Origin of the sequence: Lysinibacillus sp. NPDC096212 (assembly GCF_044763105.1) — a bacterium.
Lineage (GTDB): Bacteria > Bacillota > Bacilli > Bacillales_A > Planococcaceae > Lysinibacillus.
Map to the genome: position 1 here is coordinate 32,164 of NZ_JBIWFQ010000015.1, position 19,611 is coordinate 51,774.

At 36.7% G+C, this 19,611-nt stretch carries 19 protein-coding genes and 1 riboswitch; of the genes, 17 read left to right on the plus strand and 2 right to left on the minus strand.

The genetic code is table 11. From position 1 onward, the window contains the following. Window positions 1-170 precede the first annotated feature (170 nt). From ACIQ7T_RS15360 to ACIQ7T_RS15395, 8 genes are all read left to right on the plus strand, one after another. Complete coding sequence (locus tag ACIQ7T_RS15360) at window positions 171-731, plus strand: thioredoxin family protein (protein WP_370079197.1); 561 nt, start codon at window positions 171-173, stop codon at window positions 729-731. Window positions 732-865: 134 nt separating this feature from the next. Beyond that, on the plus strand, window positions 866-1,780 hold the full coding sequence (locus tag ACIQ7T_RS15365) for a diacylglycerol kinase (protein WP_370079199.1): 915 nt from the start codon (window positions 866-868) through the stop codon (window positions 1,778-1,780). Between the two features lie 373 nt (window positions 1,781-2,153). Continuing rightward, complete coding sequence (locus tag ACIQ7T_RS15370) at window positions 2,154-3,500, plus strand: cytochrome ubiquinol oxidase subunit I (protein WP_402871352.1); 1,347 nt, start codon at window positions 2,154-2,156, stop codon at window positions 3,498-3,500. Further along, window positions 3,497-4,522: a cytochrome d ubiquinol oxidase subunit II gene (locus tag ACIQ7T_RS15375; protein ID WP_402871354.1), complete on the plus strand. Its 1,026-nt coding sequence runs from the start codon at window positions 3,497-3,499 to the stop codon at window positions 4,520-4,522. The genes ACIQ7T_RS15370 and ACIQ7T_RS15375 overlap by 4 nt, the downstream gene beginning before the upstream one ends. Window positions 4,523-4,535: 13 nt before the next feature. Continuing rightward, window positions 4,536-4,658, plus strand: a complete 123-nt coding sequence (gene cydS, locus ACIQ7T_RS15380) for a cytochrome bd oxidase small subunit CydS family protein (RefSeq protein WP_255350000.1) — start codon at window positions 4,536-4,538, stop codon at window positions 4,656-4,658. Window positions 4,659-4,922: 264 nt separating this feature from the next. After that, a complete protein-coding gene (rlmD, locus tag ACIQ7T_RS15385; RefSeq protein WP_402871356.1) occupies window positions 4,923-6,296 on the plus strand; it encodes a 23S rRNA (uracil(1939)-C(5))-methyltransferase RlmD in 1,374 nt (457 codons plus the stop codon). Further along, entirely contained in the window at window positions 6,296-6,484 is a 189-nt protein-coding gene (locus tag ACIQ7T_RS15390; protein ID WP_323655684.1) for a hypothetical protein, read from the plus strand. Before rlmD ends, ACIQ7T_RS15390 begins: the two co-directional genes overlap by 1 nt. A gap of 515 nt (window positions 6,485-6,999) precedes the next feature. After that, window positions 7,000-7,968, plus strand: coding sequence for a tRNA dihydrouridine synthase (locus ACIQ7T_RS15395; protein ID WP_370079365.1), 969 nt, complete (start codon window positions 7,000-7,002; stop codon window positions 7,966-7,968). Window positions 7,969-8,019: 51 nt separating this feature from the next. On the opposite strand, the gene ACIQ7T_RS15400 is transcribed toward ACIQ7T_RS15395, so the two are convergent. Next, window positions 8,020-8,943: a GNAT family N-acetyltransferase gene (locus ACIQ7T_RS15400; protein ID WP_402871358.1), complete on the minus strand. Its 924-nt coding sequence runs from the start codon at window positions 8,941-8,943 to the stop codon at window positions 8,020-8,022. Window positions 8,944-9,141: 198 nt separating this feature from the next. Here ACIQ7T_RS15400 and ACIQ7T_RS15405 point away from each other — a divergent pair, with 198 nt between their 5' ends. The 5 genes from ACIQ7T_RS15405 (at window position 9,142) to ACIQ7T_RS15425 (ending at window position 15,257) form a co-directional block, all read left to right on the plus strand. After that, the gene (locus ACIQ7T_RS15405; protein WP_370079215.1) at window positions 9,142-9,849 is read left to right on the plus strand and encodes a response regulator transcription factor; all 708 of its coding nucleotides are present in this window, start codon (window positions 9,142-9,144) and stop codon (window positions 9,847-9,849) included. Then, window positions 9,843-10,871 carry a sensor histidine kinase gene (locus ACIQ7T_RS15410; RefSeq protein ID WP_402871361.1) on the plus strand — a complete coding sequence of 343 codons (1,029 nt, stop codon included), beginning with the start codon at window positions 9,843-9,845 and terminating at the stop codon, window positions 10,869-10,871. Before ACIQ7T_RS15405 ends, ACIQ7T_RS15410 begins: the two co-directional genes overlap by 7 nt. Window positions 10,872-10,975: 104 nt before the next feature. Next, window positions 10,976-11,740 carry an ABC transporter ATP-binding protein gene (locus ACIQ7T_RS15415; RefSeq protein ID WP_370079219.1) on the plus strand — a complete coding sequence of 255 codons (765 nt, stop codon included), beginning with the start codon at window positions 10,976-10,978 and terminating at the stop codon, window positions 11,738-11,740. After that, window positions 11,730-13,685: an FtsX-like permease family protein gene (locus ACIQ7T_RS15420; RefSeq protein WP_370079221.1), complete on the plus strand. Its 1,956-nt coding sequence runs from the start codon at window positions 11,730-11,732 to the stop codon at window positions 13,683-13,685. The genes ACIQ7T_RS15415 and ACIQ7T_RS15420 overlap by 11 nt, the downstream gene beginning before the upstream one ends. 360 nt (window positions 13,686-14,045) lie before the next feature. Then, on the plus strand, window positions 14,046-15,257 hold the full coding sequence (locus tag ACIQ7T_RS15425) for an MFS transporter (protein ID WP_402871366.1): 1,212 nt from the start codon (window positions 14,046-14,048) through the stop codon (window positions 15,255-15,257). Window positions 15,258-15,320: 63 nt separating this feature from the next. Here ACIQ7T_RS15425 and ACIQ7T_RS15430 read toward each other — a convergent pair whose 3' ends face one another. Beyond that, window positions 15,321-15,518: an alpha/beta-type small acid-soluble spore protein gene (locus tag ACIQ7T_RS15430; protein WP_053483023.1), complete on the minus strand. Its 198-nt coding sequence runs from the start codon at window positions 15,516-15,518 to the stop codon at window positions 15,321-15,323. Window positions 15,519-15,724: 206 nt separating this feature from the next. Here ACIQ7T_RS15430 and ACIQ7T_RS15435 point away from each other — a divergent pair, with 206 nt between their 5' ends. The 4 genes from ACIQ7T_RS15435 to ACIQ7T_RS15450 all read left to right on the plus strand — a co-directional run bounded on the left by ACIQ7T_RS15435 (window position 15,725) and on the right by ACIQ7T_RS15450 (window position 19,597). Further along, a complete protein-coding gene (locus tag ACIQ7T_RS15435; RefSeq protein ID WP_370079226.1) occupies window positions 15,725-16,219 on the plus strand; it encodes a YehS family protein in 495 nt (164 codons plus the stop codon). Window positions 16,220-16,483: 264 nt separating this feature from the next. Continuing rightward, on the plus strand, window positions 16,484-16,678 hold the full coding sequence (locus tag ACIQ7T_RS15440) for a hypothetical protein (protein ID WP_142510112.1): 195 nt from the start codon (window positions 16,484-16,486) through the stop codon (window positions 16,676-16,678). Window positions 16,679-16,908: 230 nt separating this feature from the next. Further along, window positions 16,909-16,994, plus strand: a riboswitch (cyclic di-GMP riboswitch). A gap of 108 nt (window positions 16,995-17,102) precedes the next feature. After that, window positions 17,103-18,845: a methyl-accepting chemotaxis protein gene (locus tag ACIQ7T_RS15445; RefSeq protein WP_402871370.1), complete on the plus strand. Its 1,743-nt coding sequence runs from the start codon at window positions 17,103-17,105 to the stop codon at window positions 18,843-18,845. After that, window positions 18,845-19,597, plus strand: a complete 753-nt coding sequence (locus ACIQ7T_RS15450) for an SDR family NAD(P)-dependent oxidoreductase (protein ID WP_402871373.1) — start codon at window positions 18,845-18,847, stop codon at window positions 19,595-19,597. The genes ACIQ7T_RS15445 and ACIQ7T_RS15450 overlap by 1 nt, the downstream gene beginning before the upstream one ends. Window positions 19,598-19,611 lie beyond the last annotated feature (14 nt).

Genomic DNA, 19,611 nt, shown 5'->3' on the forward strand with positions numbered 1-19,611 from the left:
CAGCAACAAAGCGCCCAGCTGGAACGGAAATCAACCGTACGTTATAGTGATGATCTAATTTTATCGTAATATGACTAAAAAATACCAAATTAGCACTTAATAGTTGTCTTCAAAGAGTATTCATAGCAAAATATAGAATAGAACATAATAAAAATTTAGGAGGTCAATCAATGAAAACTGAACAACAATATTTCAATGATGCGATTTCAATTCAACAATATATGGATAATATGACGACGTTAAAAGAGGAAAGCTTCCGTATTTATGATGGCTTCGATGCGCCACTAAACGATGGCTTTATCGAACTTCTGAAGGACAAGCAACCAAAAATTTTAACAATTACTGAGGATTGGTGCGGGGACGCAATGTTAAACAATCCAGTTATTCGTCGAGTTGCAGAGGCAGCAGGGTTAGAAATGCGCGCAGTACTACGTGATGCTGATACAGATTTAATTGATCGCTATTTAACAAACGGTGGCCGTGCAATTCCAATTTATATTTTATTAGATGATGCTGGTCAGGTTGTTGGAAAATGGGGTCCACGTGCACCAGAATTACAGGAATTAGTAGTGAGTAAACGAGCTACTTTACCAGATAAAGAAGATCCTACATTTGAAGATGCACAAAAAGCGCTATATGCTGAAATTCGTGAAGAGAATATTACGAATAAATCATATTGGACATTTGTCTATGAAGATTTTAAAAAGCAAGTAACAGCTGCATTACAATAATTGTAAATCGTAAGGCTGCATGTCAGAGAATGAGGACATGCCTTGCTTTTGTTGACTATTGGAAGCTTAATGCAACATTTAAACGAATAATTCATTGAAAGAAATAGAATCTTATGAAGCAAAGAAGGTATGTTATGAAACGAGCAAGAATCATTTATAATCCTACATCTGGGCGTGAAGTGTTTAAAAAGCATCTACCAGAAGTATTGGCAAAATTAGAGGTAGCAGGCTATGAGACATCTTGTCACGCAACAACTTGTGAAGGCGATGCAACCATTGCAGCAAAAAATGCAGTTGAACGTGGCTTTGATATAATCATTGCAGTTGGTGGAGATGGCACATTAAATGAAGTTGTTTCAGGTGTCAGTCCATTTGAGAACCGACCGAAAGTGGGTCTAATTCCGATGGGCACAACAAATGACTTTGCTCGTGCTGTGCAGATTCCTCGAAATATTGAAGCTGCAGTTGACATTATTATTAAAGGTGAATCGTTGCCGGTCGATGTTGGTTTATTAAATGGGGAACGCTATTTCATCAATATTGCCGCTGGTGGGCGTATTACAGAGTTAACGTATGAAGTGCCAAGTAAAATGAAAACAATGCTAGGACAGCTTGCTTATTACTTAAAAGCAGTAGAAATGATTCCATCAATTAAAGCTTCCCACATGCGTATCGAATATGATGGCGAAGTGTTTGATGGGGATGCCATGATGTTTTTATGCGGCTTAACAAATTCAGTGGGTGGCTTTGAAAAGCTTGCACCTGACGCGAGTATTAATGATGGCTACTTTACTTTATTAGTATTGAAAAAAGTAAGCCTGCCTGAATTTATTCAGCTTGCCGCAATGGCATTAAGAGGCGAGCATTTGAATGATGATCGTGTCATTTATAAAAAGGCAAGTGTCGTAAAAGTATCTACTGAAGATGAAATACATTTAAACTTAGATGGTGAGTATGGTGGGGATGCGCCTGCTACATTTGAAAACTTAAAGCGCCATATTGAGATTTTTGTTCCACTAGAAGATATTCGTGAAGAAGACCGTATTTAATGAAATATTAGAACAGGACGCTCTCAATTTAGGAGGAAGCCTTGTTTTATGGGTGAAATCGGTAAAAAAACCTATATGTAGGGGTAATTTCCTCCTATAATTGGTATTGTGAATGAATTAAGAAAAATGTTTGGCAAATGTGCGTATATTACTTGAACAAAATTTGAAACCTTTATAATAGGCCGAAATTCCGGTCCATTATAAAGGTTTTTTTCGTTGCAATGGTGGAAAATGGAGTAGAGATAAGGGAAAGGAAGTGTTGCCTTTGTATAAGTCACAGGAAAGAAAGCTCATTTGGCTAAGCTTTGGTGTTGCAATTATCATGCTACTTTCCATACTTGGAAGAATATTTGGAGGTTAGGGGGGCAATGAAATGGTGAATGAATCAGCAGTCTTTTGGAGTAGAGCATTAACGGAACTAACTTTATCGTTCCACATTATTTATGCAACGATTGGTGTTGGAGTACCGTTAATGATCATGATCGCACAATGGACTGGGTATAAAAAGAATGATGAGCACTATATTTTAATGGCGAGACGTTGGGCACGAGGTTTTGTTATTACGGTTGCAGTCGGCGTTGTCACAGGGACAGCTATTGGCTTACAGTTATCTTTACTATGGCCGAATTTTATGCAGCTTGCCGGTCAGACAATTGCATTACCACTTTTCATGGAAACGTTTGCATTTTTCTTTGAAGCCATCTTTCTAGGCATCTACCTATATACTTGGGATCGCTTCGATAGTCAGAAGAAGCATATGCTACTGTTAATTCCGGTTGCAGTCGGTGCATCGATGTCAGCTGTGTTTATAACAATTGTCAATGCGTTTATGAATGCGCCACAAGGATTTGATATTGTGGACGGCCAACTTGTGAATATTCAACCATTTTTAGCAATGTTTAATCCAGCAATGCCGACAAAGGTAGCACATGTTCTCGTTACAGCCTATATGACATCCGCATTTGTGTTAGCAGCAATTGCAGGATACCGTATGCTTAGAGGTTCTAAGCATATATATCATAAAAAATCTTTATTACTACTTATGAAGATTGGTCTGATTTTCTCCATTGCTTCAGCAATTATTGGAGACTTTTCAGGAAAGTATTTAGCGGAATATCAGCCAGAAAAACTAGCTGCAGCTGAGTGGCATTTTGAAACGGGAGACAAAGCTTCTCTTATACTATTTGGTGTATTAGATGGGGAAGAAGTAAAATATGCTATTAAAGTACCTTATGCTTTGAGCGTTTTAGCACATAATAATCCAAATGCAGAGGTAATTGGCTTAGATCAATTTGCTGAAGAAGATCGACCACCACTATATATCCATTACCTCTTTAATCTCATGGTGTTTATCGGTATGTTCATGGCATTGGTTTCATTGGTTTATGTATGCGGGAAAGCACGTGATTGGCAGTTTATTCATTCACGTTGGTTTAGATGGATTGTTGTTGCAGGTGGACCACTTTCTATTATTGCGATTGAAGCAGGATGGTGGCTTGCTGAAGTTGGACGACAGCCTTGGATCTTATATGGATTAATGAGAACACCAGAAGGGGCCACAACGAGTGACCATGTAGATTTAATGATGTTGTTGTTTACAGGTGTGTATGCCGTATTAGCAGTAGGAAGTATGGTGGTTTTAATTCGTATGTTCAAAAAGAATCCAATTGAGCGAGAAATAGAAGATCGCCATGCTGAAAAAGGCGGTGACATCTTATGACATTAGAGATTTTAGGTATTTCAGTTTTATGGATTTTCCTATTTGGCTATGTCATTGTAGCTTCAATCGATTTTGGTGCAGGCTTTTTTAATGCCTATAGCCTACTCATCGGAAAAAATCATATTTTAACGAATATTATTAAGCGTTATTTATCACCTGTTTGGGAAGTAACCAATGTCTTTTTAGTATTCTTCTTTGTTGGGATTGTTGGATTTTTCCCACAAACAGCTTTCTATTATGGAACGATATTACTTGTCCCTGTTAGTATTTCGCTAGTGCTTCTTGCAATACGAGGCTCTTACTATGCATTTGAATCATATGGTGCACGTGGACATATCGGTTACACGCTGACGTATGGGATAGCAGGCTTGCTCATTCCAGCCTCACTCTCTGTTGTATTCGCGATTGCTGCTGGTGGCTATGTTGATATTGTTGACGGGCAACCAGTCTTAAATTACTGGACATTGTATACGAGCCCATTTGCTTGGAGTATTGTCGTGTTGAGCATTGCAGCTGTACTTTATATTTCAGCCGTGTTTTTAACTTGGTACGCTCACAAAGCAAAAGATAAAGAAGCCACGAATTTAATGAGAAGATACGCACTTGCTTGGGCGATACCCTTGATGGTGAGTGCACTCGGCATTATGTACGAAATGAAATTCATCAATCCTGAAAGTTACGATCATATGGTTAATTTATGGTGGATGTTCGCCATTTCAGCCGTATTATTTATTATTACTGTAGTGTTAATTTGGATGCGAAAAAATTACGGTCTTGCGGTTGGATTATTGATTGCTCAATTTGCAGTGGCATTCTTCGCATATGGTATTGCACAATATCCATATTTACTGTATCCGTATTTAACAATTTACGATAGCTTTACAAGTACACAAATGGCGATCGCACTCGTCATTGCGTTTATTTTAGGACTGTGTCTGCTTATTCCATCACTGTTCTTGTTGTTGAAATTATTCCTCTTCAACAAAAATTATGTGACTGGAAAAGAAGACAATCACGTATAGGAGGGATAAAATTATGGCTAGTTTTTTAATTTTTTATGCGCCATTTATAGTTGTCATCCTCGGAGTAGTTGCTGCTTTCTGGTGGGCACCTAGAGATTACCACACAGTGAGGAAAGAGGGAAAGAGTCGCGAATAGCGGCTCTTTTTTCTACTCGTATAAAGGGGAAGATGTATTTGTTAGGGTACTCGGGTAAGCAGAGCAGATTACTTTTTTTGATCAGCTTGGGGTGAGAGCGGATCACATTTGGGTCCAGCCGAGCAGTTTGGGAGCAGAGCGGATCACTTTTTGGGCTAACCCGATCACTTCCTTAATACACCCGAGCGGTTAATATTAAGCCTTGTTCTTTTTTCATCCGCCACAACATGCTACAATAAAGAGATTGAAATGGAGGATGTACGAATGTCAGCACCCGTGAAAAAGAATGACCGACTAACAGTTTATATAGAAGATTTAACACATGATGGCAATGGCGTCGCAAAGGTCGATGGCTATCCATTATTTATCCAAGGTGCACTTCCTAATGAAACGGCGGAAGTACATGTTTTAAAAACGTTAAAAAATTACGGCTTTGCGAAGGTGGCAGAAATTCTAAAACCATCACCAGACCGAGTAGATGCGCCTTGTGAATATTTCAAGCAATGTGGCGGCTGCCAATTACAGCACCTGTCTTATGAAGGGCAGTTAAAATGGAAAGAAAATATGGTGCGTAATGTCATGCAGCGCATTGGTAAAATTGATGCGTCTGTTTTACCTGTGAAAGGCATGGAAGAGCCTTGGCATTACCGTAATAAAGCACAAATACCTTTCTCCTCAAATGAAGCAGGACAAGCTATTGCTGGCTTCTATAAAACGAAGTCACATAGCATTGTGGATATGGAGCGTTGCTTAATTCAGACAGGGGAAGCGGACGCAATTCTTGCAGGTTTGAAAAAGGAATTAGCGGCAATCGGTATTCGACCATACAACGAGCAAACACATGAAGGAATGCTACGCCATGTAGTCATTCGTAAAGCACGAGCAACTGGTGAAATTATGGTTGTTCTTGTAACTAAAAAGAAAAAATTCCCGCAAAAAGAAGCTGCTGTTGCGACAATTCAGAAGCTTGTCCCGAATGTAACATCAATTATGCAAAACGTTAACAGCGACAAAACGAACGTTATTTTCGGTGATGAAACCGTAAACCTATGGGGCAAGGACGTTATTATTGATACAATTGGCGATGTTCGCTTTGAAATATCAGCTCGTTCATTTTACCAAGTAAACCCTGAGCAAACGGAAGTCCTATACAAGCAAGCATTAGATTACGCTAACTTGCAGGGTGATGAACGAGTAATTGATGCTTACTGTGGTATCGGCACAATTTCATTATTCCTTGCACAAAAAGCAAAGGCTGTTATGGGTGTTGAAATTGTACCGCAAGCTATTGAAGATGCGAAGCGCAATGCAGAATTAAATGGTTTCACTAATACGTATTTTGAGGCAGGTCCAGCAGAGGAAGTAATTCCACGCTGGTATAAGGAAGGCAAAGAAGCGGATGTTTTAGTAGTAGACCCACCACGCAAAGGCTGCGATGAGGCACTTCTAAAGACAATTTTAGAGCAACGTCCAAAGCGCGTTGTTTATGTGTCCTGTAACCCAGCTACACTAGCACGTGACCTTCGAGTTTTGGTGGATGGTGGCTATCAAACGCAGGAAATTCAACCTGTAGATATGTTCCCGCATTCGACGCATGTGGAGGTTGTTACGGAACTAACTCTAAAGGAGCGATCATAATGGACGCAGCAAAAAAATGGCTCTCTATCCCGAAAGATATCAGAGAAATGCTCGTGAAAAACGTATTTTGTGGCAATTGTGGTGTAACGGCAATTGTGAAGTACACGATACAAGAGGGAGAATATGCCCCTGTATTGAAGGGGAAATGCAAGACTTGTGGTAGGGATGTTGCTCGGGTGATTGATTAGTAAATGATAGAACTCTGAAAGGATGGAGTGAATATTCCATCCTTTTTGTGTAAGCATAGAAAGGTTTTGGTTGAATCTTATGCTTGAATAGAAGAGGTTACTTTTGATATATGTGATGAAAATTATACACCTCATAATTGGTATCAGAACATTATAATAGGCAGTTCAAGAACGTGGGTTTGATATCAAAGGGTTTATAATTCGATTGCTTTATGATAAATTAACCGTTATCTTGAATTGCTTTTTTATGTTTTTGGAATAAAGTGTCCACTATTCGGGGTTCAGTTCAAAAATCTATGCCATCTACTTTTTGTTTATAAACATACCATTCAGGACCGATTTCCGTTAAAATAAACATTGCCGATTTACACAAATTATAAATGACAAAATGTACTTGTATTTGATAATCAATTATTAAGCATGATATAAGTGTAAACGAAGTGGAACATTTAGCTTCGTATTTTTTTGACCAAGAGTTTGAAGTTGTATCCATATTGAGAGGAATTGAGTTTGAAATGATAGATAATTTTTGGCGTGATTTACCACGACCATTTTTTGTACTTGCACCAATGGAAGATGTGACAGATGTTGTTTTTCGTCACGTAGTAAGTGAAGCAGGTCGACCGGATGTATTTTTTACAGAGTTTACAAACTCGGATAGCTATTGTCATCCAGAGGGCATGAAAAGTGTGCGTGGCCGTTTGATTTTTACAGAAGATGAACAACCAATGGTGGCACATATTTGGGGAGATAATCCCGAATATTTCCGGCAAATGAGTATTGGCATGGCAGAGCTAGGATTTAAAGGCATTGATATTAATATGGGATGCCCTGTACCGAATGTGGCATCGAGAGGGAAGGGTAGTGGCCTTATTTTGCGTCCAGACGTTGCGGCAGAGCTTATTCAAGCAGCAAAAGCGGGCGGACTCCCTGTCAGCGTGAAAACACGACTTGGCTTTAACGATGTAAATGAGTGGGAAGAATGGCTAACGCATATTTTAAAACAGGATATTGCGAACCTTTCTATTCATTTACGTACAAGAAAGGAAATGAGCCAAGTAGATGCGCATTGGGAGTTAATTCCGGAAATCAAAAAATTACGTGACCGTATTGCTCCAAATACGTTGCTAACAATCAATGGTGATATTCCTGACCGTCAAACTGGGCTACTGCTTGCTGAACAATATGGCATTGATGGCGTTATGATCGGGCGAGGTATTTTTAAAAATCCTTTTGCTTTTGAAAAGGAGCCAAGAGAGCATAGCAGTAAAGAGTACCTTGATCTTTTAAGACTGCAGCTGGATCTTCAAGATCAATATGCGGAAGAACTACCACGTTCCATCACAGGGCTTCATCGTTTTTTCAAAATTTATGTTAAAGGATTCCGTGGAGCTGGTGAATTAAGAAATCAATTGATGAACACGAAATCAACAGATGAAGTACGTGCATTGCTTGATAACTTCGAATCAAACAATGTTGATTGACGAAGGACGGTAAATAGACAAGAGGGGCAATGAACCCCTCTTTTTTGTTGCCTAATTCAGTTTTGTAAAGTATCTTATCTCTTCTGTATCCGTATAAAAGCCAACTGATTCGTATAGAGATAAGGCGGATTTATTTGTAGTTAGTACCATGAGAGTAGCTTTTTGTAGCTGATGTGACTTAAGATATTTCAAAGCTTGTGTAAGCAAATACTGGGCAATGCCGCGCTTCCTCCATGGTACACGGACAAAAACGTCCTCTATTACACCGTAGTCTTCTTCTTGCCATGCCATCAGTCCGCCAACAATAGTGTCTGTTTGACGTATGACCATGGATGTCCATAGCTTGTTATTCTTGTATTCAGGTAACCTATTAAGACCAAGTGGAGCGTCAGGCCAAATTTCAGCTTCTATATCAAGGTAATCTCTTTCCTCGCTAGATGTCTCCATGCTCCAGTGTGAGAATTGAAACTCCTCCTGAAGTTTGAACTCAGGAATCGGTTCATTCAAATCTCGATTCATACTATACAAACTATTCAGAGGGAGGTATCCTTTTTGGATAAAAAACTGATTGTTTGCTGTTTCTTCCGAATCGTTACCAACACAAAGTATTGTTCCATATTCTTTAGGCAAAGTTTCCTTTAATTGCTTTGCTCTTGTGAAAAGATATTGATAGACTTTGTCGAGCAGAGCAATGTCATGTTCTCTTTCAGAAATGGTTTTAAGATTAACGTATATGGAGTGATTATTCTCTTTTGAACGACCAGGAGGTACAACGTTAATGATGCTCACTTGCCCCTTAGCGACCATTTCCCCATCTTCAAATGCACAATAAACGTTACTCCAATTATCTTCATCCCCGACCCACCAAAATGTTGCATTTTCTTTTGCTGTTACGGATCGGTACAACTCGCCAAGTAAAGGCATGTCTCCATTTTCAAAGTTACGTATGAAATTTTCTGTTGATGAATGGCTCAAAATAACCCCCCCTTTCAGTAGTTGGGATTTTGCAGTTTAGAAGGTTAGCTATGCGAGTTCCCCGTATCGATACATTTATACATTATATATTATAAAATGGTATTATATGTAACATGGTGTTTAGTGCTCCTAAGCATGATTCTTTAAATAACTCTTTCTAAAATAGCTGTTACCCACTTCCCAAAAGGAGAATTAACTATGTACAAACTTATGCTTATTGAAGACGATAATGAATTAAGTGCGCTTATTCAAGAAAACTTGGAGCGCTATGGGTATACTGTTGTACAGCCTGAAGACTTTTTGAATATAGAGGATGAGTTTACGAAAATTAATCCTGATTTAGTTTTATTAGATATTAATTTACCTTATTATGATGGCTATTATTTATGTAGAGCTTTTCGTAAGCAGTCGAATGTACCAATCTTAATTATTTCTGCTCGTAATCAAGAACTAGATCAGATTATGGCTATTGAACTTGGGGCTGATGACTATATTACGAAACCATTTACGTTTGACATGTTGCAATCAAAGGTGAAAGCGACGACTAGAAGAGTTTATGGAGAATATGCAGCAAAAGAACAAAAACTTACGTGTGTTGGTCAGCTATGTATTAATGCCGATACACTTGTTTTAACTTTCCGTGAGAAAAAGATTAACCTTAGTAAAAATGAATATAAATTAATGAAAAAATTAATAGATAATAGGAATTCATTTGTTTCAAGAGAAGAGCTAATTGAGGAAGTGTGGGACTCAATTACATTCGTAGAGGACAATACATTAACTGTTAATATGACGAGAATAAAGCATATACTATCTGAATTAGGATATGCTGAAGTAATCAAGAGCAAAAGAGGAGTAGGGTATATGTTTCACCATTCTAATTCTACGAGGGGTTCGCAATGTTAAAGCATATTTTAATAAAATTTTTAAAAGATAGGTTCCGACTAATCATATTTTATTTAATAAATATGGTTTGCGTTATGACCTTTTTTCATCTAAATGAGCCGGCAAATGATGAAATTTTTTATCCATTATCGATAGGATTATTTTTATTAACTGTGTATTTAGTAATAGATTGGCTTAACTACTATCAAACGAACAAAGCCATTGAGCTTATGTTGAGGGGGCAATTTGTTGAATTACAACCACATTCAGAGGAACAGAAGGCGTTTTATCAATTGCTACAGAAAAATATAAGTGAACACACTCGCAAATACAATACAATGAAGGAACAGAAAAATGAAAGTCTATATTTTTTATCCCATTGGATGCACTTTTTAAAAACGCCTGTTTCTATAATAGAACTGATCATTAGTAAAGAAAAAACAGAGGATGCTACTGTCCTTTTTGAAAAAATTCAGCGAGAAAACAAACGAATACATACTTCAATAGAGCAAGCGTTAACGATGGTGAGAATGGAAAGCTTTGAAACGGATTTGGACATAAATGCAGTTGATTTACTTACTACTTTGCGAAAAGTCATTAATGGGCGAAAAAGGGAATGTATTTCCCATTCTATATTTCCGGTAATTGAATTTGATGAAGAAGAAGCCTTTGTAGTTACTGATGTAAAATGGAACGAAATTTTATTGGACCAGATTGTTTCCAATGCTATTAAATATTCTAGCTTAAAAAGCGGGAAGAAACAGCTTATTTTCAAGATTGAACGTCTCGGGGAGTACATCACATTATCCATTATTGATGAAGGGATTGGTATGCCTTCTTACGATGTGGATAGAGTATTTCAACCATTTTTTACAGGAGAAAATGGAAGGAAAATGCCCAATTCCACAGGTATAGGACTTTATATTAGTAAAAAAATAGCAGACAAGCTTGGACAAACGATTGCCATACAATCTGAAGTGTCGAGAGGTACAACTGTAACGATTCGATGGCAAGCAGCAGAAAATCATTTGTCTCAAGCATAACCAAACCTTACAGAGTTGTAAGGTTTTTTTAGTGAATCGAATTTTTGTACGTCCACTTGAGACTTAGAATGGTATTTAATAACGATTTCCTAGGGGGAAGAACAATGGTTATTTTAGATGCGAGAAATATAGTTAAAATATACGGAGAATCACTAGAAGAAGGTTCCACGACAGCACTGGGAGGAATAAGCTTATCAATGAAGAAAGGTGAGTTTGTTGCCATTATGGGACCTTCCGGGAGCGGAAAAACAACATTACTTAACATATTAAGTGGGATAGATAAGCCAACCTCTGGTGAAGTTACAATCGAAGGCAAAGCTATAAGTGAAATGAGCGCTGATGAATTAGCTTTATTTCGCCGACAACAATTAGGATTCGTCTTCCAAGAGTTTAACCTTTTAGATAGCTTAACGGTAAAAGAAAACATTATGTTGCCAATGATTCTGGAAAAGAAAGGCGCGGCTGAAATGGAGGAGAAGGTACAAAACCTATCTAAGCTTTTTGGTATTGATACGATCTTGAATAAATATCCCTATAACATATCGGGTGGACAGGGGCAGCGTACGGCTGTTAGTAGAGCACTAGTTAACGAGCCTAGTATTATATTTGCCGATGAACCAACAGGAAATTTGGATTCGAAAACATCAGAAATAATTATGGAATGCTTTGAAAAGATCGTCCAAGAGCTTGAGGCAACCATTCTTCTTGTGACCCATGATGTCTTTGCAGCTAGTTATTGTCAAAAAGTAGTCTTTATAAAAGATGGCTTTATTCATTCTTACATTGTGAAAAAGGGCAATAAGAAAGAATTTCTCAATCAAATCATTGATAATCTAGCTGTCTTAGGGGGAAGAGCCCATGACATTTAAGCAAGTTGTATGGAAAATGGCAAAGGTACATTATAAAAAATATCTTTTATACTTGGTCTGTAATAGCTTTGTCGTTATGTTTTTCTTTATGTTTTCCACCCTCTATTTCAATAAGCAAATCGAACAAGTTAAAAAGCTAGAATCTCTGGATTATGTGTTGAATGTACCTGCAATTGCTTTGATCGTTTTTATGATATTTTTCATTACATATGCACATGGTACTTTTATCAAAAGAAGAAAAAGCGAGTTTGGGCTATTCATAACGTTAGGGATGACCAATCGCGATATTAGCAAACTATTACTATTAGAGAATGCCATTATTGCTTTTCTTTCTATAGTTATCGGGCTTCTGTCAGGGGGCGTATTTTCGCGGCTATTCTTTTTACTTCTTATGAATAGTGTAGGCTTAGAGGAAATTGCTTTTCAGTTAAATAGCAAGATGCTTTACTTTCCTATTATCACTTTCATCATCATCTACTTTTTTGCGATTGGTAAATCACTTTATCTTATTTTGAATCGAAATCTTATACAAAGCTTAAAAAGCAATAAGGTTGCAGAATCAATTAAATTAAAAAGTCCGAAGCTTGGAGTGTTTGGACTTATATTGATTATTGGATCAGTTCTGGGGCTTTTTATCACGTATATTGGTCCACATGCTGGTGAATTTCTATATATTTGGTTTACCATAACAACTGTAGGTTTATATCTTTGTCTTTCTCAGTTTATGAGTTTTTTTATAGAGCTAGCGAAACAAAATAATGAATTTTTTTATCGACAATTATTGTTATTGACGAGTATAGACTATAAATTTAAGCAGTTCACCTCTATTTTAATGATGGTGACAATGATGATTATGATAACCATTCTGTACAGTACTATCATATTAACCACGTATACGTTAAATGAAAAGGAAGTGTTGAATCAAAATCCTTTTGATATAGCATTTCTCCAACCGGAAACGAAAGATAATTTGTCTATAGGAGAATTCGATGCAGTATTAAATAATAAAGAAAATCCTGTTCAAAAGCATATAGTGATTCCATTATATTCTTACTATGATAAAACGTACGATGGTTGGTATAACCTTTATAACATAATGTCAGTGGATCATTTTAATGCATTAACTTCTAGAGAGGTAATATTACAAGGACGAGAATATCTTCACTATTTGAATGTAGAACCAGAGTATGCAGGGGATGCGAATGAAGATATTCTAGAGTGGACAATCCCAAGTAGAAAAGGCAATATCACTTATTCACTAAAAAAATCTATTATTGAAAGTAATATTAATTCTCTTTTGGGTGTTTCCGATTTTATCATTGTCAGTAATTCCGAATTCGAGTTTCTTAAAGCGAATGTACATGGTTTCGCATCGAATCTCCATTTAATTAACGTTGTCAGCTGGAAAGAGACAACAAAGGCTGTTAAAGGCTTAGAGGAAAGATATAATAATGAAAAGACCCCATCAATTGTAGATGTTAGAGGAAAGAATGTATCACAAGAGAACCCATTCAAAATTGCCTCTAAAATAGGAGGCCATTATCGTAATATCCATTCTAATGGTATGTTATTCTTTGTCATGACTTTTTTGAGTATTATCTTCTTTTTTGGGTCCTTTATTTTAGTGTATTTAAATCTTTTTTCAGAGATCGATAAAGAACAAGTAAAGTATCAAAAACTTTATAATATAGGGATTACTGCAACAGAAGTAAAGCGAATGATATCAAGGGAGATGAAGATCATATTCTTTATCCCAACACTAGCAGGCATGGGCTTAGCCTTTCTATATGTTATTTCTATGGCAAATGATGTTGGCGGTGTCATAAGGAATCCAGAAATACTATGGCAGTTCTTTAGCATTTCAGGAATTTACCTTATCATTCAAATAGGATTTTATCTATATACAAGGAGGAAGATGTTTTCTCATCTATCACAGGGAAAATGAAGCATAAAAAAATCATTTTATCGCTACTTTCTAAGGGATAAGGTGATTTTTTCTACTATAAAACATTGCTTTTTCGATAATAATCTTATAGAATGTAGAACGATATAAATGAACGAAATAAATTTCCTTTAATACGGTCCAGAGAGGCTGAAAAGGGCTACATGATATTTTTTAAGCTAACAATATCTTTGTTTTCGCATGCCCTTTTTGTCCTCTGTGACAGAAGGGCTTTTTATTTTGCCAATTATACCTCTTTTAAAGGAAGTCCCGTGAGGCTTCAAAAGAGAATGGACAAGAATTGTGTAATCCATTCCCTCAAATAGGCTAAAAGAGATTTTAAAAAACTGGAGGATTGTAAGAATGGATTATCGTAAGAAAACAGTGGTAGCGTCAGTAGCTGGTTTAACGTTGGAAGGGATGGACATTATGTTTATTTCCTTTGCGATGACAATGATTATTTCGGAATTTAACATTGATTTTGCAACGGGTGGACTGATTTCTTCCGTAACGAATATTGGCATGCTGTTAGGCGGCATTATTTTTGGAGTTTTAGCTGATAAGTATGGGCGAGTAAAAGTGTTTACTTATACCGTCTTGTTGTTTGCGCTTGGTACAGCTTTAACTGGATTAGCAACAAATATTGAACAAATTTATATGTATAGATTTATTGCTGGTCTTGGTGCAGGGGGTGAATACGGCATTGGTATAGCGCTTGTTGCCGAGGCTTGGCCGAAGAATAAGCAAGGAAGAGCTTCTTCATATGTTAGTGTAGGCGCTCAATACGGAGTTATTTTAGCAGCGTTACTAAGTGCCGTTATACTTCCGACTTTAGGATGGAGAGCTTTATTCTTTGTTGGTGTGTTACCTGTCATCTTCGCATTCATTGTGCGAAAAAATCTTGAGGAATCACCAGAGTGGGTAGCTGCTCAGAGAAATAAAAAAATCGATAAGCAACATGAAAAAGGTAAGTTGGTGCAGCTATTTGAAACGCCTCGAACTTCGATGACGACAATCTCATTAATCGTTATGGCAACTGTTCAAATTGCTGGTTACAATGGCTTAATGATTTGGTTGCCATCTATGTTGCAAAAATCTCAAGGTCTATCCGTTTCAAGCTCGGCACTTTGGACAATTAGTACAGCAGTTGGCATGATTATCGGGATGCTAACATTCGGACGATTTATGGACCGATTTGGAGCAAAGCGTGCTTTTGGTTTCTTTTTACTTGCTTCAGCATGTGCTGTGTTTTTATACTCCTATGCCACAGGAAGTGTCGCAATTTTAATCGGTGGTGCAATTGTTGGCTTTTTCTCAAACGGCATGTTCGCAGGGTATGGAGCTTTAATTAGTAGCTTCTATCCGGTGCAAATTCGAAGTACAGCAACAAACACGATTTTTAACTTCGGTAGAGCAATTGGAGGATTTTCACCGATCTTTGTCGGCTATATTCTTCAAAGTTATGATATGACGGTCGTAATGATCTATTTAGCAGCCTTATATTGCATTTCCTTTATCGTGATGCTAACTCTTAAAAAAGGGGCAAGAGAGGCTTTACAACCGGTTGAAATTTAATAATTAAAATTGAAAGAACGAATTCCAATTTTAAAAAAGGGATTCGTTCTTTTTGAATTATTATTATAATAAACCTTTTGAACGTTTTTCAGCCATTTCTACGAGGCGTTTTGTTATTTCTCCTCCGACTGAACCGTTTGCACGAGAAGAGGCTTCTGGCCCTAATTGTACATTAAATTCTTGTGCGATTTCATATTTCAATTGATTAACGGCTTCATGTACACCGGGAACTAGAAGCTTATTTGAACTACGATTAGCCATTTATCTCACCTCCTTGTGATTAGAATGGTCGAGAGTTAGCTAATCATACATGTTAAAAAATAAAATGCACATTCTAAATACTATAGTAAAGTAACTTTTGGAAAGCTAACTAAAATTGTGAATGTCTCTGCTATAATAAAGTAATGCTTCAATTTGGATAGGATTATTAGAAGCGCTTTTACAGTTAAAATGGAGGTTTTTTAAAAATGACGAACAATGATATTTTAATCCGTTTAAGATATGCATTAGATATCAAAAATACAGATATGGTTAAAATTTTTCAGCTAGGTGGCATGGACTATACGAAGGAAGAAGTATTGAACATGCTTATTAAAGTTTATGATGAGGAAGAAGCACCAGAAGAATACATTAAATGTAATAATAAAATGGTAGAGGCTTTTTTAAATGGATTTATTACATTTAAACGAGGTCCGCAAAAGTCTAAGTCTGGTCAACCAGAAGGCCCACTACCTGTTTCAGGAAAAGAAAGCCCTAATAATATGCTATTAAAGAAAGTGAAGATTGCGTTAGCCTTAACGAGTGAGGAGATGCTCGATATTTTATATGATGGGGGCGTTAGCGTTTCAAAAGGTGAATTAGGTGCCATTTTAAGAAATCCAAGTCATCGTAACTATAAAGAATGTGGCGATCGCTTTGTGAGAAATTTCTTAAGAGGGCTTACAGATAAATATAGAGATTAAAAACGTCTCCTGTGAATTGTCAAGTGTAAAATTTGATAAAGAATCAATGAATTAATGATTAAAAAAGCAACCGCAATTTTGCAGTTGCTTTTTTTGTGAAAGGTTTTACATAAAATCTCTATTGCGATAAAAATATTCTGCAAAAAGCACGTTTTTCTTAGTTGAATGTAGTTGACAGTTTGTGACGAAATTGTGTACACTGAAATTGACATAAAGTTGTCACAAAGAGGAAAAATAAATGTTCACGAACAGAGGGGTGCTTTTATGTTTGGTTTAAACATTTTATTAGTTGCTTTCGCATGTGTTACGATCCCACTTGTTGTTGCTTCAGTGATGTTAGACATTTTTTATGCAGAAAAGAAACAAGTTCGTTTTTCATTACGCCGTACATCTATGTGGTATTCCTGTATGTTTGCTTTATCATTTATACCGTCAGTCTTATACATGACACTAAAATAGATATATCTTTAATTTGAATAATCATTTAGGGGTAATTGATTATTTAAAATTATAGTAGCAGCTACAATATTGCGTTGTAGCTGTTTTTAATTTCTCTGAAGAGAATTGCGGATGAGCCGAGAAAATTATGTAATATTGTTCATTTTATTGTAATAGTAAAATAGTAAATATTATGTGGTTTTTCAACTGGTAACATTGACTACTTTTACCCATTGTGTTAATTTGAGGAGGAAAAAGATGGGCAAATCTACTGAAAGGTAGAGACGCAAAGCTACAGATCTAAGGTAATAAATACTAGGATGGCTGAGCTGCAAAGGAGTACTAGTTAAGTACATATATTGCTAGTCATATTCTTTGATGCCTGTTTCTTTTGAAATAGGTTCTTTTTTTTGCCAAAAATACGATAAAGGAGGAAGTAATAATCATGAAGTTGTTTAAAAATGTTTCATTAAAAAACAAACTTTTACTAACGGTTTCTATTATTGTTTTGCTTCTAATTGCTATTATTACTACGCAAAGTATTAGAGAATTAAACAATCGAATGTCTGTTGATTTAGAACAAGAGTTGAAAAGTGTTGGTTTATTGACAGCTATGAATCTTGATAGTAATGAGGTTAAAGATTTATTGACTGAAAAGGGAGAGACTAATGCTGAATTTAAGAAAATTCAAAAGCAACTCGATAAGATCCAAGAAGAACAAGGTATTATGAGTTGGAGCTATATTTGGGATGTGAAGGACGCAGGTGGCGTTAACCCGATCGGCTATACATCTAATTTGAATGATGTCTATGAAGCGGGTGAAATCTTTACTGATTTAGCAGATGAACATGTAAAAACAGCTAAATTGGCAATTAAAAATAATAGCACTGCTGTAACTGATATTTTCGAAGATCCTTATGGTTCATGGCGAACTGTGTTTACCCCTATTAAAGATGACAATGGCAAGCTTATTGCGTTATTAGGTATCGATTATTCCGCGGACTACATAAATACCATCATTAAAACAAGTGTCATAAAACAAATTGTTATAGCTGTTATTGGAATTTTACTTCTATTAGTTTTACTCTACATAATTATTGATCGTCTATTAAAACCACTTAAGAAAGTAGTGAACGCTGCAAATCAAGTAGCGAATGGGGAATTAGTAAATGTAGATTTAGAAATAACGAAGGACGAAATCGGAAATTTATCTAAATCTATTAATACGATGGTTTCGAATTTACAACATATCATTTTAAATATTAGAAATACATCTGACAACGTTTCTTCTGCTGCTAATCAGCTAACTGTTAATGCAGCGGAAACATATAACAGCTCAACAACTATTGCTCAAGACATGGGACAAATCACGCAAAACGCTGAGGCTTCAATGGTAATGACTGAGGAAACAGCTGCTGCTATGGAAGAAACAGCGACAGGCATCCAGCAAATTGCTGACTCTGCTAATACGGCCGCTGAATCATCTATTTCTGCTTCGCAAGCTTCAGAACGTGGAAATCATGTTGTTCAGCAAGTCATTGCACAAATGGAGTTGATTAATGATTCTGTTGAACAAATCGGTACAACAATAAACGGATTACATATCAATACGAAAAAAATTAGCGATATCGTAAATCTTATTACAGCCATAGCAGATCAAACAAATCTACTAGCATTGAATGCGGCAATCGAAGCTGCTAGAGCTGGAGAGCATGGGAAAGGCTTCGCGGTTGTCGCTGATGAGGTTAGACGATTAGCGGAACAATCATCTCAATCTGCAACGGAAATATACAATTTAATTAGTACTATTCAAGCTGATTCTAACGCCTCTATCACGGTTATGGAAAAAGGGAAAGAAGATGTAAAGGCTGGTATGGAGTTTACAAACGAAGTAGGAGAAATCTTTAAAGAAATTCTCACTTCATCAGGAGAAGTTGCAAGTCAGATACGTGAAATTTCAGCTGCATCTCAACAAATTTCAGCTTCTTCGGAGGAGGTAGCAGCATCTGTTAATAATATTAAGCAATCTGCGGGGCAGTCATCTGAATTCTCAGCGAATGTGTCAAATGCAACACAAGAGCAATTGACGACCATGCAAGAGGTGAAAGAGGCATCTTCTTCATTAGGAAAAACAGCAGAAGAATTACAGGTACTTGTAGCAAAATTCAAATTGGAGAACGGTCAATAATGGAAATTAATTTTAAAGGAAAAAATGTACTAATTACGGGTTCAAGTAAAGGAATCGGCAAAGCCATTGCTTTAGGCTTTGCCGAGCAAGGAGCCAATGTATGTATCAATTATATTGGTGATGATAACGAGGCAGAAGAGGTTCGTGCACAAGCAGAAAAGTTTGGTGTACAGGCTATAAAATTTAATGCAGATGTATCGAATTCACAGCAAGTTCAAGCTATGTATCAATATTTGGACAAACAGTTAGGTGATATTGATATTCTTGTCAATAACGCTGGTTTCGCACAGGCTTCAAGTATTACGGATTTAACAGATGAGCAGTGGGATAAAATGATTAAAGTTCATCTATATGGTTGCTTCTACAATTGTCGAGAAGCAGCAAAAAGAATGAAAGAACGAAACAACGGAAAAATTATTAATATTTCTTCTGATATTGGTAGTTTAGGTTGTGAGGAATTTACGCATTATTCTGCTGCAAAGGGTGGCATTAATGCATTTACGAAGGCTTTGGCACGAGAGTTAGCACCTTCAATACTAGTCAATGCAGTAGCTCCTAGTGGTACATTTACAGACATCCTAAAGGAATTCGGAGAGAATTATGTAGAGGAAGAGTCTGCTAAATATCCGTTAAAACGATTAGCTCAACCAGAGGAAATCGCAAAGACTGTGTTATTTTTAGCTTCAGAAAATGCGAATTTCTATACAGGTCAAGTGTTAACGCCTAATGGCGGAGTCGTTATGAACGGTTAATGTGAAAAACTAAG

Bases quoted from the DNA above. Each gene is read 5' to 3' on its own strand.
- ACIQ7T_RS15445 (WP_402871370.1), top strand. From the start codon at position 17,103: ATGAAGTTGTTTAAAAATGTTTCATTAAAAAACAAACTTTTACTAACG.
- ACIQ7T_RS15365 (WP_370079199.1), top strand. From the start codon at position 866: ATGAAACGAGCAAGAATCATTTATAATCCTACATCTGGGCGTGAAGTG.
- ACIQ7T_RS15425 (WP_402871366.1), top strand. From the start codon at position 14,046: ATGGATTATCGTAAGAAAACAGTGGTAGCGTCAGTAGCTGGTTTAACG.
- ACIQ7T_RS15375 (WP_402871354.1), top strand. From the start codon at position 3,497: ATGACATTAGAGATTTTAGGTATTTCAGTTTTATGGATTTTCCTATTT.
- ACIQ7T_RS15395 (WP_370079365.1), top strand. From the start codon at position 7,000: ATGATAGATAATTTTTGGCGTGATTTACCACGACCATTTTTTGTACTT.
- cydS (WP_255350000.1), top strand. From the start codon at position 4,536: ATGGCTAGTTTTTTAATTTTTTATGCGCCATTTATAGTTGTCATCCTC.
- ACIQ7T_RS15420 (WP_370079221.1), top strand. From the start codon at position 11,730: ATGACATTTAAGCAAGTTGTATGGAAAATGGCAAAGGTACATTATAAA.
- ACIQ7T_RS15435 (WP_370079226.1), top strand. From the start codon at position 15,725: ATGACGAACAATGATATTTTAATCCGTTTAAGATATGCATTAGATATC.
- ACIQ7T_RS15430 (WP_053483023.1), bottom strand. From the start codon at position 15,518: ATGGCTAATCGTAGTTCAAATAAGCTTCTAGTTCCCGGTGTACATGAA.
- ACIQ7T_RS15415 (WP_370079219.1), top strand. From the start codon at position 10,976: ATGGTTATTTTAGATGCGAGAAATATAGTTAAAATATACGGAGAATCA.
- ACIQ7T_RS15390 (WP_323655684.1), top strand. From the start codon at position 6,296: ATGGACGCAGCAAAAAAATGGCTCTCTATCCCGAAAGATATCAGAGAA.
- ACIQ7T_RS15405 (WP_370079215.1), top strand. From the start codon at position 9,142: ATGTACAAACTTATGCTTATTGAAGACGATAATGAATTAAGTGCGCTT.
- ACIQ7T_RS15450 (WP_402871373.1), top strand. From the start codon at position 18,845: ATGGAAATTAATTTTAAAGGAAAAAATGTACTAATTACGGGTTCAAGT.
- ACIQ7T_RS15440 (WP_142510112.1), top strand. From the start codon at position 16,484: ATGTTTGGTTTAAACATTTTATTAGTTGCTTTCGCATGTGTTACGATC.
- ACIQ7T_RS15370 (WP_402871352.1), top strand. From the start codon at position 2,154: ATGGTGAATGAATCAGCAGTCTTTTGGAGTAGAGCATTAACGGAACTA.
- ACIQ7T_RS15360 (WP_370079197.1), top strand. From the start codon at position 171: ATGAAAACTGAACAACAATATTTCAATGATGCGATTTCAATTCAACAA.
- ACIQ7T_RS15410 (WP_402871361.1), top strand. From the start codon at position 9,843: ATGTTAAAGCATATTTTAATAAAATTTTTAAAAGATAGGTTCCGACTA.
- rlmD (WP_402871356.1), top strand. From the start codon at position 4,923: ATGTCAGCACCCGTGAAAAAGAATGACCGACTAACAGTTTATATAGAA.